General features: G+C 72.1%; 18 protein-coding genes. 17 read left to right on the forward strand and 1 reads right to left on the reverse strand.

The window, feature by feature from the left end; translation table 11 throughout:
- Nucleotides 1-136 precede the first annotated feature (136 nt).
- From EV284_RS08405 to EV284_RS08470, 14 genes are all read left to right on the forward strand, one after another.
- Nucleotides 137-1,054, forward strand: coding sequence for a hypothetical protein (locus EV284_RS08405; protein WP_130331900.1), 918 nt, complete (start codon nucleotides 137-139; stop codon nucleotides 1,052-1,054).
- Between the two features lie 61 nt (nucleotides 1,055-1,115).
- Nucleotides 1,116-1,826, forward strand: coding sequence for a Flp pilus assembly protein CpaB (cpaB, locus tag EV284_RS08410; protein ID WP_130331902.1), 711 nt, complete (start codon nucleotides 1,116-1,118; stop codon nucleotides 1,824-1,826).
- A gap of 12 nt (nucleotides 1,827-1,838) precedes the next feature.
- Complete coding sequence (locus tag EV284_RS08415) at nucleotides 1,839-3,089, forward strand: AAA family ATPase (protein ID WP_130331904.1); 1,251 nt, start codon at nucleotides 1,839-1,841, stop codon at nucleotides 3,087-3,089.
- A gap of 2 nt (nucleotides 3,090-3,091) precedes the next feature.
- The gene (locus EV284_RS08420) at nucleotides 3,092-3,478 is read left to right on the forward strand and encodes a TadE/TadG family type IV pilus assembly protein (RefSeq protein WP_130331906.1); all 387 of its coding nucleotides are present in this window, start codon (nucleotides 3,092-3,094) and stop codon (nucleotides 3,476-3,478) included.
- 1 nt (nucleotide 3,479) lies between these two features.
- Nucleotides 3,480-3,833 carry a TadE/TadG family type IV pilus assembly protein gene (locus EV284_RS08425; RefSeq protein ID WP_130331908.1) on the forward strand — a complete coding sequence of 118 codons (354 nt, stop codon included), beginning with the start codon at nucleotides 3,480-3,482 and terminating at the stop codon, nucleotides 3,831-3,833.
- Between the two features lie 13 nt (nucleotides 3,834-3,846).
- Complete coding sequence (locus tag EV284_RS08430; protein ID WP_130331910.1) at nucleotides 3,847-5,184, forward strand: CpaF family protein; 1,338 nt, start codon at nucleotides 3,847-3,849, stop codon at nucleotides 5,182-5,184.
- 4 nt (nucleotides 5,185-5,188) lie between these two features.
- On the forward strand, nucleotides 5,189-6,133 hold the full coding sequence (locus EV284_RS08435; protein WP_130331912.1) for a type II secretion system F family protein: 945 nt from the start codon (nucleotides 5,189-5,191) through the stop codon (nucleotides 6,131-6,133).
- 16 nt (nucleotides 6,134-6,149) lie between these two features.
- Nucleotides 6,150-7,037: a DUF5936 domain-containing protein gene (locus EV284_RS08440; RefSeq protein WP_130332962.1), complete on the forward strand. Its 888-nt coding sequence runs from the start codon at nucleotides 6,150-6,152 to the stop codon at nucleotides 7,035-7,037.
- 32 nt (nucleotides 7,038-7,069) lie between these two features.
- A complete protein-coding gene (locus tag EV284_RS08445; protein WP_207228971.1) occupies nucleotides 7,070-8,554 on the forward strand; it encodes a histidine kinase in 1,485 nt (494 codons plus the stop codon).
- Nucleotides 8,551-9,306 carry a response regulator transcription factor gene (locus EV284_RS08450; RefSeq protein WP_130331914.1) on the forward strand — a complete coding sequence of 252 codons (756 nt, stop codon included), beginning with the start codon at nucleotides 8,551-8,553 and terminating at the stop codon, nucleotides 9,304-9,306. The genes EV284_RS08445 and EV284_RS08450 overlap by 4 nt, the downstream gene beginning before the upstream one ends.
- Before the next feature lie 113 nt (nucleotides 9,307-9,419).
- Nucleotides 9,420-9,605, forward strand: coding sequence for a hypothetical protein (locus tag EV284_RS08455; protein ID WP_130331916.1), 186 nt, complete (start codon nucleotides 9,420-9,422; stop codon nucleotides 9,603-9,605).
- Nucleotides 9,605-10,186, forward strand: a complete 582-nt coding sequence (locus EV284_RS08460; protein WP_130331918.1) for a pilus assembly protein TadG-related protein — start codon at nucleotides 9,605-9,607, stop codon at nucleotides 10,184-10,186. The genes EV284_RS08455 and EV284_RS08460 overlap by 1 nt, the downstream gene beginning before the upstream one ends.
- Before the next feature lie 34 nt (nucleotides 10,187-10,220).
- Entirely contained in the window at nucleotides 10,221-10,805 is a 585-nt protein-coding gene (locus EV284_RS08465) for a hypothetical protein (RefSeq protein WP_130331920.1), read from the forward strand.
- A 7-nt stretch (nucleotides 10,806-10,812) separates the two neighbouring features.
- The gene (locus tag EV284_RS08470) at nucleotides 10,813-11,430 is read left to right on the forward strand and encodes an OmpA family protein (RefSeq protein WP_130331922.1); all 618 of its coding nucleotides are present in this window, start codon (nucleotides 10,813-10,815) and stop codon (nucleotides 11,428-11,430) included.
- Between the two features lie 3 nt (nucleotides 11,431-11,433).
- Here EV284_RS08470 and EV284_RS08475 read toward each other — a convergent pair whose 3' ends face one another.
- On the reverse strand, nucleotides 11,434-11,790 hold the full coding sequence (locus EV284_RS08475; protein WP_130331924.1) for a DUF192 domain-containing protein: 357 nt from the start codon (nucleotides 11,788-11,790) through the stop codon (nucleotides 11,434-11,436).
- 81 nt (nucleotides 11,791-11,871) lie between these two features.
- Between EV284_RS08475 and EV284_RS08480 the strand changes: the two genes are divergently transcribed.
- From EV284_RS08480 to EV284_RS08490, 3 genes are all read left to right on the forward strand, one after another.
- Nucleotides 11,872-12,351, forward strand: a complete 480-nt coding sequence (locus EV284_RS08480) for a GNAT family protein (RefSeq protein ID WP_242625626.1) — start codon at nucleotides 11,872-11,874, stop codon at nucleotides 12,349-12,351.
- Nucleotides 12,352-12,383: 32 nt separating this feature from the next.
- A complete protein-coding gene (locus EV284_RS08485; RefSeq protein WP_130331928.1) occupies nucleotides 12,384-13,178 on the forward strand; it encodes a methyltransferase domain-containing protein in 795 nt (264 codons plus the stop codon).
- A gap of 386 nt (nucleotides 13,179-13,564) precedes the next feature.
- Entirely contained in the window at nucleotides 13,565-14,338 is a 774-nt protein-coding gene (locus EV284_RS08490) for an isoprenyl transferase (protein WP_130331930.1), read from the forward strand.
- The last annotated feature ends 368 nt before the right edge of the window (nucleotides 14,339-14,706 follow it).

Raw genomic sequence — 14,706 nt, forward strand, 5'->3', positions numbered from 1 at the left:
TGCCGGACCGACCGAGCAACCTGTCCCGTTTTGAAGCAAGTTGTGACCGGAGAGTTCCTCACGAGCTACACAAACGCTGTTCTCCCGTGATCCAGGCGTGGATACAGTGCTCACGTAGTCACGCAACGAAGTCGTCATGGCCCGAGGGGAACCGTGCCGGTGGGCCGGAGGGTGTGAGAGCGGGGAGCTGCGCGTGCCAACTGCCATCGCCGTGACCAGTGCCGACCTGGCACTGCCGGCGCAGGACGAGCGGACCATGCCCGCCGTCGTGCTGCGCGACCTCGACAGCCGCCCGCTGGACCAGACCCTCCTGGAAGTCCAGGGCGTGATCGACCAGTTCGGCTATCTGGTGGTCCTGTGCTCCAAGGCCACCCCGGAGCCCGTGTTACGCCGGCTGCACACCCTGCGCTCCCTGCTGGAGAGCGACCGGATCGCGGTGTTCAGGCCGGAGCTGCCGCCGCTCGGCGTCGCCGTCCTGGCCCGGCAGTTACGGCAGCTCGCCACCTGCGACCTCAGCCCCGGTGTGCTCGCCTCGGCCGGGCGGCTGCTCACCCACTACATCCACGCCGGTGCCGTACTCGGCTCGGTCGCCCGCCTCGACCACGTGCCCGTGGGGCTCAAGGCGCACGCCAAGTCCTGGGTGCCCGGCGCCCAGTTCGCCGTCGTCGCCCACCCCGAGCCCCAGCTCGTCAAGGCCGTGCAGGGCGCCACCCTCAAGGGACCCGAGTTCAGCACCTGGATGCTGCTCGCCCGGGGCCAGTTGCAGTCCGACTGGATCACCGGCTTCGCCAAGGACTGGGGCACGCACGGGCTGCGCGAAACCCCCCTGCCCGCCGAGTCGCCCGCCTGGTGGGGCACCGGCCGGATGATCGAGTTCTGCGGCTACCTCGCCGACCTCTCCGTGCTCTACCAACTCGTCACCTCGGTAAGGCAGTCGGGCTGCCACTGGTGCGGGCTCGACGTCATCGGGGACCGCTGCGTCTTCTGCTCCGCCTCCCCGCCCGAGCACCCCTTGCCGCAGCCGCGCGCCCTTCAGGGGCGTACGCCCGCCTGAACCGATACGGACCCCGCTCCCGTCCCGCACGACCGATTCCCCCAATGAGGTTGCACGGTTCATGAACTCCCGTCAGCGCCGCGGCGTGATACTCCTGATCCTCTCCGTCCTGTGCGCCCTCGGCGCCTTCGCGGGCGTGCTGTCCGTCATCAGCGACGTGCGCTCCAAGGTCGGCCCCGAGGTCACCGCCTACCGGGTCAAGTCCGCGGTGAGGCCGTACACCGCGCTCGGCGCGGACCAGTTCGAGAAGGTGCGGATGCCCAAGCGGTGGCTGTCCGCCAACGCGGTCACCGACCTCTCCCAGCTGCGCGGCAAGATCGCCGTCACCACCCTGCGCGCGGGCTCCCTGCTCCAGACCGACATGGTGGTCGACCAGCCCGAACTGCGGCCGGGCCAGCAGGAGGTGGCCATCATGATCGACGCGGCCACCGGTGTCGCGGGCAAGATCACCCCCGGCGCGCGGGTCAACGTCTACGCCACCTTCGAGGGCAAGAAGGAGAGCGATCCCGACCAGTCGAAGATCATCGTCACGGACGCACGGGTCCTGGACGTCGGGAAGATCACCGCGCTGGACCCCGACCGGGACCGCGACCAGCAGCGTCAGCCCACCGAAGCCGTCCCCATCACCTTCGCGCTGTCCGCCCTGGACGCCCAGCGCGTCACCTACGCCGAGTCCTTCGCCCAGCGGGTCCGGCTCGCCCTGGTCGCCCCCGGCGGCGAGTCGGAGATACCGGACCGCGAGCGCACCTACGAACTAGCGACGGACAAGTGAGAGGCGGCCCGCATGCCCACCAGGATTCTGCCGGCCGGCGCGGACCCGGACGCCGTACGGTCCCTCACCACCCTGCTCAGCCAGCTCCCCGACGCCGAGCCGGTCCCGCCGGTCACCGACTCCACGCGGCTGGTCGACACCCTGGCGCGGCTCGCCGCGGACTCGGTCGACGAACTCCCCGAGGTCGTCGTCGTCCATGAACGCATCGGCCCCGTACCGGCGCTGGAACTGATCCGGGAGATAGCGCTGCGCTTCCCGGCCGTCGGCGTCATCCTCGTCACCACCGACGCCGGGCCCGCCCTGTTCGCCGCCGCGATGGACGCCGGCGCCCGTGGTCTGGTCGGGCTGCCGCTGGCGTACGAGGACCTCGCACACCGGGTGCAGGCCGTGGCCCAGTGGTCCACCGGGGTGCGCCGCCACCTCGGGCACGGCGGGGCCGACGTGCTCAGCGGCCCCGGTGGCACGGTGATCACGGTCAGCGGGGCCAAGGGCGGCACCGGCGCCACCACGGCCGCGCTCCAGCTCGCCCTCGCCGCCCAGGCGTCCGGCCGGGCCACCGTGCTGGCCGACCTCGACCTCCAGACCGGTGACGTGGCGTCCTTCCTGGACATCCAGTTCCGCCGCTCGGTCGCCGACCTCGCCGCCATCGCCGACATCTCCCCGCGCGTCCTGGCCGACGCCGTCTACCGCCACGACACCGGGCTCGCCCTGCTGCTGGCGCCCGGCGAGGGCGAGCGCGGCGAGGAGGTCACCGACCGCGCCGTCCGCCAGATCGTCCACGCCCTGCGCGCCCGCTACGAGGTCGTCGTCCTGGACTGCGGCGCCCAGCTCACCGGGGCCACCGCGGCCGCCGTGGAGGGCGCCGACACCGCGCTGCTGGTCACCACGCCCGACGTGGTCTCGGTACGCGCCGCCAAGCGGACCGTGCGGATGTGGGACCGGCTCCAGATCCGCAAGGCCGAGGAGACCACCGTCGTGGTCAACCGGTACACCCGCGTCACCGAGATCCAGCCCGCGCTGATCCAGCGCATCACCGGCACCGCCCTGGCCCGCACCACCGTGCCCGCCGCCTTCAAGGAGCTGCAGGGCGTCGTGGACGCCGGACGCGTGCACGAACTCGACGCCCGCAGCACCGTACGCCAGGCCCTGTGGGCGCTGGCCGGGGAACTGGGCCTGGCCAGAGCCGCCGACGGCCCCGCCCACCGGGGCGGCCGGCAGCGCGGCGACCGGGGAGCCGTGGGCTTCCGGCGGCGGAAGGAGTAGGCATGAGGCGCCGTGGCAGGGCACGGGGAGACCGGGGGCAGGTGGCGATCGAGTTCCTCGGCATGACCCCGCTGATCGTGCTGACCCTGGTCCTGATGTGGCAGTGCGTGCTGGTCGGCTACGCCTTCACCCTCGCCGGGAACGCCGCCGACGAGGGCGTGCGGGCGGCCACGGCGGCCCCGCGGGGTGCCCGCCCGGGAGCCTGCTCGGACGCCGCGCTGAAGAACCTGCCCGGGGCCTGGCGGGACGGGGCGGAGGTGGACTGCGGCGGCACCGGGTTCGTCACCGCCGACGTGTCGCTGAAGGTCCCCGTCCTCTTCCCCGGCTCCATCGACTTCCCGGTCACGGTGCGCGGCCACGCCGGTGCCGTGGAGGAGGTGAAGGACTGAGATGCGCCGCAGAGCACACCCCCGCGACCGGGGTCAGGTCGCCATCGAGTACCTGGGGTTCGTCCCCGTCCTGCTGATCGTCGGCCTCGCCGGCATCCAGATCGGCGCCGTCGCCTACGCCGCCGAGCAGGCCGGCACCGCCGCGCGGGCCGGGGCGCGGGCCGCCTCGCTGCGCCAGAGCGCGTCCGGAGCGTGCGCGGCCGCGGTCAGCGGCGGGCTCAGCGTGTCCTGCTCGGGCGGCGGCGGGGGCGGCGACTCGGTCACCGTGACCGCGACCGTCAAGATCCCCCAGGTCGTGCCCGGCTGGAACCTGGGGACCGCCGTCAAGTCCGCCACCATGCCGGTCGACCACTGAGGAGGGGCGTCTCATGAGCCTGCGGGCACGCATCAACTCGCCCGAGGAGCAGGGCAGCCGGGGAGAGGACGAACATCTGGTCGCCTCCTACCGGGCCAAGCTGCTTCAGGAGATCGACCTCGCGGAGATGAGTTCGCTGGCCGCCGCCGAGCGCCGGGCCCGGCTCGAACGCGTCCTCGGCCACATCATCAGCCGCGAGGGACCGGTGCTCTCCACCGCCGAACGCGCCCAGCTGATCCGGCGCGTGGTGGACGAGGCGCTCGGCCTCGGCATCCTGGAACCCCTCCTTGAGGACGCCTCCGTCACCGAGATCATGGTCAACGGCCCCGACTCGATCTTCGTGGAGCGCGGTGGCCGGGTCGAACGGCTGCCGGTGCGCTTCGCCTCCGCCGACCAGCTCATGCAGACCATCGAACGCATCGTCTCCACCGTCAACCGCCGCGTGGACGAGTCCAATCCGATGGTCGACGCCCGGCTGCCGTCCGGCGAGCGCGTCAACGTCATCATCCCGCCCCTCTCGCTCAGCGGCCCCGTGCTCACCATCCGCCGCTTCCCGCGCTCCTACACGCTGAAGGAGCTGATCGGCTTCGGCTCGCTCGACGAGCACATGCTGCTGCTGCTCGCCGGGCTGGTGCAGGCCAAGTTCAACGTGATCGTCTCCGGCGCCACCGGCACCGGCAAGACCACCCTGCTCAACGCCCTGTCCGGGCTGATCCCGGCACACGAGCGCATCATCACCATCGAGGACTCCGCCGAACTCCAGCTCCAGCAGACCCACGTCGTCCGCCTGGAGTCCCGCCCGCCCAACGTCGAGGGCAGCGGCCAGGTCACCATCCGCGACCTGGTGCGCAACTCCCTGCGCATGCGGCCCGACCGCATCGTGGTCGGCGAGGTCCGGGGCGGGGAGTCGCTGGACATGCTCCAGGCCATGTCCACCGGCCACGACGGCTCGCTCGCCACCGTGCACGCCAACAGCGCCGAGGACGCCCTCACCCGGCTCCAGACCCTCGCCTCCATGTCCGACGTGGAGGTGCCCTTCGCCGCGCTGCACGACCAGATCAACAGCGCGGTCGACGTACTGGTCCAGCTCACCCGGTTCGCGGACGGCGCCCGCCGGATCACCGAGGTCGCCCTGCTGGACAGCCACGGCGGGGAGCCGTACCGGCTGGCGACCGTCGCCCGCTTCGACGCCCGTCCCATGACCGCCGACGGCCAGGTCCACGGCGCCTTCCAGTACTTCCCGCTGCCCCGCCGCACCGCCGACCGCCTCTACATGGCCGGCCAGCCCGTGCCCCAGGCGTTCGGCGTGGCCCGCACCGCGGACCAGCTCGCCACCCGAGAGGCCAGGTAGGCCCATGGATCTGTCCACCCTCGCGCAGCTGACCACCGGCATCACCCTGCTGACCTGCCTCCTCGCCGTCGCGGGCGTCCAGACCTACGCCTCGGGCCGGGCCCGGCGCGCCGCCCTGGAGGACCGGCTCGCGCACGCCGACCAGGTGGCGGGGGACGGCCGCAAACGGCACTTCCGCGGGCTCGACCGCCGATTGCGCCGCACCGCGCTGGGCCGGGCGCTGCAACTCCGGCTCGCCGCCACCGGACTCGACCTCACCCCCGGCGAGTTCTTCGCCGGGATGCTCACCGCGGTCGCCGCGCTCTGGCTCGTCGGCCAGGCCACCCTCGCGCCCTTCTTCGGGCCCATCGCCGGACTCCTGGGCATCTGGGCGGCCGTGCAGTTCCTTAACTGGCAGCGGCAGAAGCGCATCGAGCGCTTCATCGGCCAACTCCCGGAACTGGCCCGCATCCTGGCCAACGCCACCCAGGCCGGGCTCGCCCTGCGCACCGCCATCGGCATGGCCGCCGAGGAGCTGGAGGCCCCGGCCGGAGAGGAACTCTCCCAGGTGGCAGACCAGTTGGCCATCGGTCAGTCCATGGAGGACGCGCTCGGGGAACTCGCCGCCCGGCTGCCCTCCCGCGAACTCGTCGTGCTGGTCACGACCCTGGTGCTCTCCAACCGCGCGGGCGGGCAGGTCGTCTCGGCGCTGCGCAACCTCACCGAGACGCTGGAGGAGCGCAAGGAGACCCGGCGCGAGATCCGCACCCAGCTCTCCCAGGTCACCATGACCTCCTACGCCGTGCCCGCCCTCGGCATCGGCGCGCTCTTCCTGATGAACGGCGTCAAGGACGGCGCGCTGGAACGCCTGACCGGCTCACCGGTCGGCCAGGGCTGCGTGATCGTCGCCTTCGCCCTGTACGCGGTCGGGTTCGTCCTCATCCGCCGCATGAGCCGGATCGACGTGTGAGGGGATGACGTACCGGATGCAACTCCTGCTCGCCCTGCTGGCGGCCCTCGGCGTCTGGGGCGCCTTCGCGGGCGTCCGCATGTACCGCGCCGAGACCAAGCTGCCCGGCGACCTCGCCGTCGCCCTGGAGATCGGCGCCACCCGCACCGGCGCGGTCGGCTCCGTCATCGACCGCATGGGCATGCGGTACGCGCCCCTCGTGCTGCGCCTCATGGGCCCCGGCCTGGTCGCCCGCTACCGCCGCCGCATCGACCTCGCGGGCAATCCCGGCGGCCTCACCATCGACCGCTACGCCGCCCGCCGCGCGGTCTACGGCGCGCTGGGCACCCTCGGCTTCCTGGTCTTCCTGCTGCGCGGCCAGTGGTTCGTCGCCCTGCTGCTGCTCGCCTTCGGCGCCTTCTGGACCGAGGTCGGCATCTGGTCCGCGATCCGGGTACGCCGGGACGTCATCGAGCGCACCCTGCCGGACTTCCTCGACGTCCTCGCCGTCGTCGTCAGCGCCGGCCTCGGCTTCCGCCAGGCACTCGACCGCGTCTCCACCCGCTACCAGGGCCCCTGGGCCGACGAACTGCGCATCACGCTGCGCCAGATGGACCTCGGCATGACCCGCCGCCAGGCCTTCACCGAACTCCGCCGCCGCAACGACTCCGAACAGGTCGCCATGTTCGTCACCGCCCTCCAGCAGGGCGAGGAACTGGGCGCCCCCATCGTCGACACCCTCGTCTCCCTGGCCAAGGACATGCGCCGGACGGATGCCCAGAACGCCCGCCGCAAGGCCGCCCGGGCGGTCCCCAAGGCCACGCTGATGATCACGACGTTCATGGTCCCGGCGACGATGCTGCTGCTGGGCGCGGGCCTTCTGCTGGGGTCCGGGGTGGACTTCGGGTCGTTGGCGGGGGAGTAGGGAGGGGAAGGGGTCTGGGGGGAGGTGGGGCCATGTCGCGGAGGCTGAGCGGGCGGGCGCCGGGTGTGCCGGGGGCGGAGGGGACCGGGGCTCCGCACGGCCCGGCGGGACGCGCCGCCCAGGACCGGCCGGCGCGCGACGCGCAGGGCGCTCCGGCCGGCGGGCCGACGGCGGGCCGGGACGGTGACGCCGAGGAGCGCCCCCTGTTCGGCGCGGCGGACGCGCCGGCGGGGGGTGCCGAGGGGCGTTCGCCCGGGGCCGACCGGGACGGGTCCGAGGGACGTCCCGGCCCTGCGGATGGAGGGGCCGCCGTACCCCCCGAGGGGCTTCAGGTGCGGGCCCTGCAGGCCGTCGGACGGCAGGTGTTCGGGTTCCGGCTGGCGATGATCGTGCTGGCCGCGCCCGCCGCGCTGCTGAACGCGGCGCCGGGGCTGGGGGCGCGGCTGGTCGGGGCGGCCGTGGTGGTCACGTTCATGGTGTCCTACGTGCTGTTCCGGGACTGGGGGCGGTTCGGGCCGCTGCTGCTGCGGCATCCGAGCCTGCTCGCCGCCGACACCCTCTTCGGCTCCCTGCTGCTGGTCTCCGCCGGGCCGGACACCACCCTCGCCTACGTCAGCGTCTGCACCCCGCTGCTGGCCGGGCTGCTCTACGGCTGGCGCGGCGCCGCCTTCTTCGCCTCCCTCCAGTCACTGATCCTGCTCCTCGTCCACGCCACCCTGGACGCCGAACGGCACACCGGGCTCGCGGAGACCCTGCTGCTGCCGGGCCTGTGCGTCATCACCGGCGCGATGGGCTCCACCCTGCGCAACCTGATGCTCCGGCTCGGCACCGCCACCCACGCCCTGACCGCCGTACGCGCCAGGCTCGCCGCGGCGGAGGCCGTACAGTCCGAACGGGCCCGTCTGGCCCGCGAGATGCACGACTCGCTCGCCAAGACCCTGCACGGTGTGGCCCTCGCCTCCGACGCCCTCGCCGTCACCGCCTCCGCCGCCACCCCCAACCCCGCCCGCCTGCGCCAGGAGGCGGAACTGGTCGCCCGCTCGGCCCGCCGGGCGGCGGCGGAGTCCCGCGCGCTCCTCTCCGACCTCCGCGAGGAGGCGCCCCAGGCCCCGCTGTGGGCTCAACTGGATCTCCAGGCAGCCGACTTCACCACCCGCACCGGCCTCCCCGTCACCTGCCACCGCACCGGCGACCCGCCACCGTCCCTCCCCCCACCCACCACCCGCGCCCTGCTCGCCCTCACCGCCGAGGCCCTCGACAACGCCCACCGCCACGCGAACGCCACGCGGGTCGTCGTGACGGCGGGCGTCCAGGACGGCCACCTCCGCCTCTCGGTCCAGGACGACGGCAAGGGACTTCCGGCGGGCGTCACCCTCCAGAACCTGCGTGCCGCCGGTCACTTCGGGCTGCTCGGCATGGCGGAGCGCGCCGCGTCGGCCGGGGCGCGCATCCGCATCGGGCGGGGCGCGCACGCGTCCGGCACCGAGATCGGTGTCGAACTCCCCCTGCCCGGATGAACCCGCGAAAGGAGACTCCGATGCGGTTCCCACCCCCCACCGGCCCGCTGCGTCTCGTGGTCGCCGACGACAACCCGGTGGTCCGCGCGGGCCTGACCGCGCTGCTCTCCGGCCGCGAGGACACCACCGTGGTGGCCGAGGCGGCGGACGGGCGTGAGGCGTACGAGGCCGCGCTGGCGCACCGGCCGGACGTCGTCCTCCTCGACGTCCGGATGCCGGGTGTCGACGGAATCTCGGCATTGCCCCACCTGGTCCGGCTGGCGCCCGTCATGATGCTGACCTACAGCCATGAGACGGAGACCGTACGGGAGGCCTTGCGGCTGGGGGCGGGGGGATACCTGGTGCACGGGGAGTTCGACACGGAGCAGTTGGTGCGGGCGGTGCGGGACGTGAGCGAGGGGCGTCCGCATGTGACGCCGGGGGCGGTCCGCGCGCTGTTGCCTCCGGCGGTGGTACCGGGTGCGAGTGCACACGCGGAAGCCGAACGTCCCGTCTCTGCACGGGGGATGTCTGCAAAAGCCCTTTCGCACCTGCAATCCCCTGTGGGACAGTCATTCCGGTCGAGTTTTCAACTGAGCACCAGAGAGGCGGAGATCATGGACCTCGTCGCGTCCGGCATGACGAACCATCAGATTGCCGCCACGTGCTTCATCAGAGAGAAGACCGTCAAGAACCACATCAACCACATCTTCGCCAAACTCCACACCACCAACAGATCCCAGGCGACCGCGAAGTGGCTGGGGGTGGCGTGAGATGCCCACCACCCGCCCTCGCTGGGCCCAAACCTGGGCCCCCGGACCCTGGGCCCGTCTCCTCTTACCGCCGTACGGTGCGCGGATCGGAGACAAATCCGGAGGGGAACACGATGAGCGATCCGATTCTGAAGCTGCTGGTCGCCATGCAGCGCCGTACCAACGACAAAGGCCAGACCGCAGTCGAGTACCTGGGAATCATCGCGGTCGTGGTGGCGATCGTGCTCGCGGTGACGGGAACGAGTATCGGTTCGACGATTCTCGACAAGATCATGACGCAGATCAACAAAATCGTGTGATGGTCCTTCGCCGAAAAGGCGATGCCGGGCAGGTCTTCCCCATCTACATCACGGTGGTGGCGGGCCTGCTCTTTCTTGCCCTGGCCTATCTCGCGGTCGGTCAGGCCGCGGTGAACCGGAGCGGCGCCCAGACAGCCGCCGACGCGGCGGCCCTCGCCGCCGCGCAGAACGCGCGTGACCAACTGGCCGATGCCTGGGTGGACGACCTGCTCGACCCCACCAAGTGGGGGGACATCTTCGACGGCACCGCGCCCGTCGACGACCCGTGCTGGCGGGCGGGCGAGCTGGCGGCCCAGAACGACGCGCAACTGGACGGCTGCGACGGAGTCGCGCTGGAATACACCGCCGACGTCACGACCAACAAAACGGTCGGTCATTCCGTCGTGCCCGGTACGGACGGCCTCAAGGCCACGGCCTCCGCCACCGCCGTGATCAAGCCACGCTGCACCTTCGACCTCGTGGGCGCGGGGCACGCGTTGCCCCGACTCGACTGCGACGGAACCCTCTGGGACCTCAAGCCGGACGGTGACGGCGACCTGCCCGGTCCCGAAGACCTCTTTGATGTCCATCTGGCCGACTGACCAGTGAATGACGAGCGATGAAGGAAGCGGAGCGATGAGTAGCGGATTCACTGCAAGGGCTCGAAGGGGGGCGGTCGCCTTGGTCATCGCGGCAGGTCTTTCCGTTGGCGTGGCGAGCTGCGGAGGTGGCGGCGATGACAAGAAGCCCGAGCCCTCAGCATCGGCTCCGGCTTCCAAGGGTGACGGTTCCGAACCGAGCACTCAGGAGGGAAAGTCGCAGAGCCCGATCGCGGAGCTGCGGGGTCAGGACGGCCTGCTGCTCCAGGTCACCTCCGCCGACCGCGATTCGGGCGGGTTCGTCACCGTCAACGGAGTGCTGAAGAACGACGGCGCCAAATCGCTGGTCATTCCGTCCGGCCTGCGCGGTGACGAGACCGAGATCGTGCAGCACGGCACGTCACTGGGCGGCGCCACCCTCGTGGACCCCGAGGGCAAGAAGCGCTACTACGTACTGCGGGACACGGACGGCCGGCCGCTGACGACCACCGGGCTGACCACGATCCAGTCCGGCCAGACCATCCCGGTCTTCATCCAGTTCCCCGCCCCGCCCGAGGGCACCGCCGAGGTGACCCTCCAACTGCCGACGTTCTCCAGTGCCCCCCTCAAAATCTCCGGCTGAGGCCCCCGTGACCACCACCCGTCTCGCCCGCCTCCTCGTGACCGCCGCCGCCGCGGCGCTTCTGACCCCCCTGGCCCCCGCCCGCGCGGACGGGCCCAGTGAGCCGCCCGGTACGGAGCCGAGTGCCGCCGCGCCCGTGGAGGTGGACGCCACCGATCCGGATCTGAAGCTGCCGGAGGGCGCCACGCTCGCGGGAGCGAAGGTGCTGGACATCAAGTCGGTCGTCGAGGACCAGAGCGGAAACGAGCGCCGCGAGGACACCAACGCCGACGTCACCTTCGCCCTCCAGGCGGAAGTCCTCTTCGGCAAGGACAGCGCCGACCTGGGCCCGGAGGCCCGCGCCCGCATCACCGCCATCGCCGAGGAGATCGAGAAGCAGAAGGCCACCCGCGTACGCGTCTTCGGCTTCACCGACAATCTCGGCTCCTCCGCGCACGGCGACGTCCTTTCCAAGCGCCGGGCCAACGCCGTGCAGGCCGTACTCGACCAGGACCTCAACGCCCCCGACGTCACCTTCGAGGTACGCGGCTACGGCGAGCAGTACCCCATCGCCGACAACGCGACCGAAGCGGGCCGCAAGAAGAACCGCCGCGTGGAGGTCTCCTTCCCCCGCACCGCCCGGTAGGCGCTACCCCACCGACACCGACACCCCCGCCACCAGCCCCCATCCGGCCATCACCCCGGCCCCGGCCTCCAGCACGTGCCGGGACCGGAGCCGGGGCAGGCCCAGCCGCCCCGGCGCCATCGTGCGTACGGCCAGCACCCGCAGCGAACGGTCCAGGTACGCCACGTCGATGGCCATCCGCATCCCGAAGGTGTGCACACTCGCGGCCGGCGACAGCAGCAGCGCCCCCTGGACCGCGTCCCGCCCGAGCAGCCCCCGGGTACGCGCCCGGTAGGACACCGCCAACTCCACCGGGACGCACACCTCGCCCCCCGGCCGATGCACCGTCAGAGTCCCGTGCCCGTCCCGCCAGCGCGCCATCCGGCCCCACCTCCGCCGGGACCGTACCCACCGTCCACAGGCCGCACGCGAATGTCAGTGCCCCCTGCCACACTCCGGACCATGACAGCCGAGCCAGAAGACGTGCGCCTGCGTGGCGTGGCCGAGGACGACCTCGAGATCTTCCTCGCCTTCGAGCACGACCCGGAAGCCGTCCGCAGGTCCCGCTTCACCCCGCGCCCCCGGGACGCCTTCCTCACCCACTGGCGCACCCGCATCCTCCCCGACCCCGACAGCCTGGTGCGGACGGTCACCGTGGACGGCGAGGTCGCGGGCCACGTCGTCTCCTGGACACAGGAAGACAGACGCTTCGTCGGCTACTGGCTGGGCCGCCCCTACTGGCGCCGGGGCATAGGCAGCCGCGCCCTCGGCCGCTTCCTCACCGAGGAGGAACCCGTACGCCCCCTGTACGCCGACCCCTTCGCCGGCAACACCGCCTCCGTCGCCCTGCTGGAGAAGCACGGCTTCACACGGGTGGCGGAGCCCGACGAAAAGGGGTTCGTGCTCCTGGTCCTCGACGGCCCGGCCGCGAAAACCCCGTGACGCCCGGCCGCCGGCTCCGGGACCATGCCGCCATGGACAGGACTTTCGAGGAACTGGTGGCCGAGGGTGCCGCCGTGCCCACCGACGGCTGGGACTTCTCCTGGTTCGCCGGCCGGGCCACGGAGGAGCGGCCGGAGTGGGGCTACGCCCGTTCGGCGGGGGAGCGGCTGGCGCGGGCGCGGGCGGCGCTCGACCTCCAGACCGGCGGGGGTGAGGTACTCGACTTCGCGCTGAAGCGCGCCGCCCCGGCCCGCCCCACCGTGCTCGCCGCCACCGAGGGCTGGCCCCCGAACGTGGCCAGGGCCACCGCCCTGCTCGCCCCGCACGGAGCGGTGGTCGTCGCCGCACCGGACACCGCGCCCCTGCCCTTCGCCGACGCGAGCTACGACCTGGTCCTGAGCAGGCACCCCGTGACCCCGGACTGGCCCGAGATCGCCCGGGTGCTCCGTCCGGGAGGCACCTACTTCGCCCAGCACGTCGGACCGGCGAGCGCGTTCGAACTGGTCGAGTACTTCCTCGGGCCGCAGTCGGAGGAGGTGCGCGGAGGCCGGGACCCCGAGCGGGAGCGGGCAGGGGCAGAGGCGGCCGGGCTGGAGGTGGAGGAGCTGCGGACGGCGCGGCTGCGGATGGAGTTCCACGACATCGCCGCCGTCGTGCACTTCCTGCGCAAGGTGATCTGGATGGTGCCGGGCTTCACCGTCGAGCGGTACGAGGAGCGGCTGCGGGCGCTGCACGAGGAGATCGCGGTGGGCGGCCCGTTCGTGGCGCACAGCACGCGCCAGCTGTTCGTGGCCCGGAAACCGGCCGTCGCCGAGGCCGTCGCTTAGCGGAATGGTCAAGTCACCGTTCGTCGGCGGGGTCGTCCGTGGGAGGGACCCCGTACCGGGCTCGCCGGGTTCGCTGAAATGGCGTAAAAACCTGATGATCGTTCGCTGAGAGGACGCATCGCCTGGGAATCCGGTGCGAATCGGCCACCGCACACCCCTGAACCAAGCATTCCGCGCTCACCGCGGCGTCGCCGGGCGACTCCGCAGCGTAGTTGTGGCGCGCCGGGGCACGCTTCTGCCCTCACGAAGGGTTATGGTGGAAACCCCCCCTCGGGCCGGTCCGTATCCCCCCCCACGGACCGGCCCGTTTTTCTTGGGCGTGTGCGGCGCGGGTAGGCTCGGCGTCCGCGGGATCCGCAACCGCGGCGTTTTGGAGGGGCTCTCACGTGAACCTGCGCGACAAGCTGCGCGGCCTGCTGGTCAGGGTCTACGCACGCCGGGTGGAAGGTCACCTGGACCACGCGTCGGTGCCGGAGCACATCGGCGTCATCATGGACGGCAACCGCCGCTGGGCGAAGGCCGCGGGTTCCAGCACGGTCCACGGCCACCGCGCCGGCGCCGAGAAGATCGAGGAGTTCCTCGGCTGGTGCGACGAGACCGACGTCAAGGTCGTCACCCTCTGGCTGCTCTCCACGGACAACTTCGACCGGCCGCAGGACGAGCTGGGCCCCCTGCTCGACATCATCGACGGGGTCGTGCGCACCCTCGCCGAGGACGGCCGCTGGCGCGTGCACCACGTCGGCACCCGCGATCTCCTGCCCGCCGGGATGCAGCAGACCCTCAAGCAGGCCGAGGAGAGCACCGCCCACGTCGACGGCATAGTGGTCAACGTCGCCATCGGCTACGGCGGCCGCCAGGAGATCGCCGACGCCGTGCGCTCCATGCTGGCCGACGCCCAGGACAAGGGCGTGACCATGGCCGAGCTGGCCGAGTCGGTCGACGTCGACATGATCGGCCGCCACCTCTACACCGGTGCCCAGCCCGATCCCGACCTGGTCATCCGCACCAGCGGTGAGCAGCGGCTCTCCGGGTTCATGCTCTGGCAGACCGCCCACTCGGAGTACTACTTCTGCGAGGTCTTCTGGCCGGCCTTCCGCAAGGTCGACTTCCTGCGCGCCCTGCGCGACTACGCCGCCCGGCACCGCCGCTACGGCGGCTGACCGGCGCCCCGCACCCGCGCCGGGAAACACACCAGGACACACCAGGCACCCCGTCGGCACCCGTCCGGCGGGGTGCTCCTGTGTACCCGGCCCCGCCCGGAAGTAACGAGGAGTTCACCGGCCTGCCGATGGCCGCTTCTGCATGGTCGTGCGAGATCGAGGGCATAACGCTCTCAGGCCGACACCCGAACCACGGGCGTCGGACTCAGCGGGCGGCACGGGGTCGCCCGCCCGGGAGGTCCTTTGCACCAGCCCGACCGTGTCGCGCAGGCACGGCAGCAGTGGCGGAGGGCCGGTCTGCGGCCCGCCGCGCGCGGGGATCTCAGACCGGTCCAGTTCCACTTCGTCGCTCCCCGACCTCATCCGAG

Origin of the sequence: Streptomyces sp. BK022, from assembly GCF_004217355.1 — a bacterium.
GTDB lineage: Bacteria > Actinomycetota > Actinomycetes > Streptomycetales > Streptomycetaceae > Streptomyces > Streptomyces griseoluteus.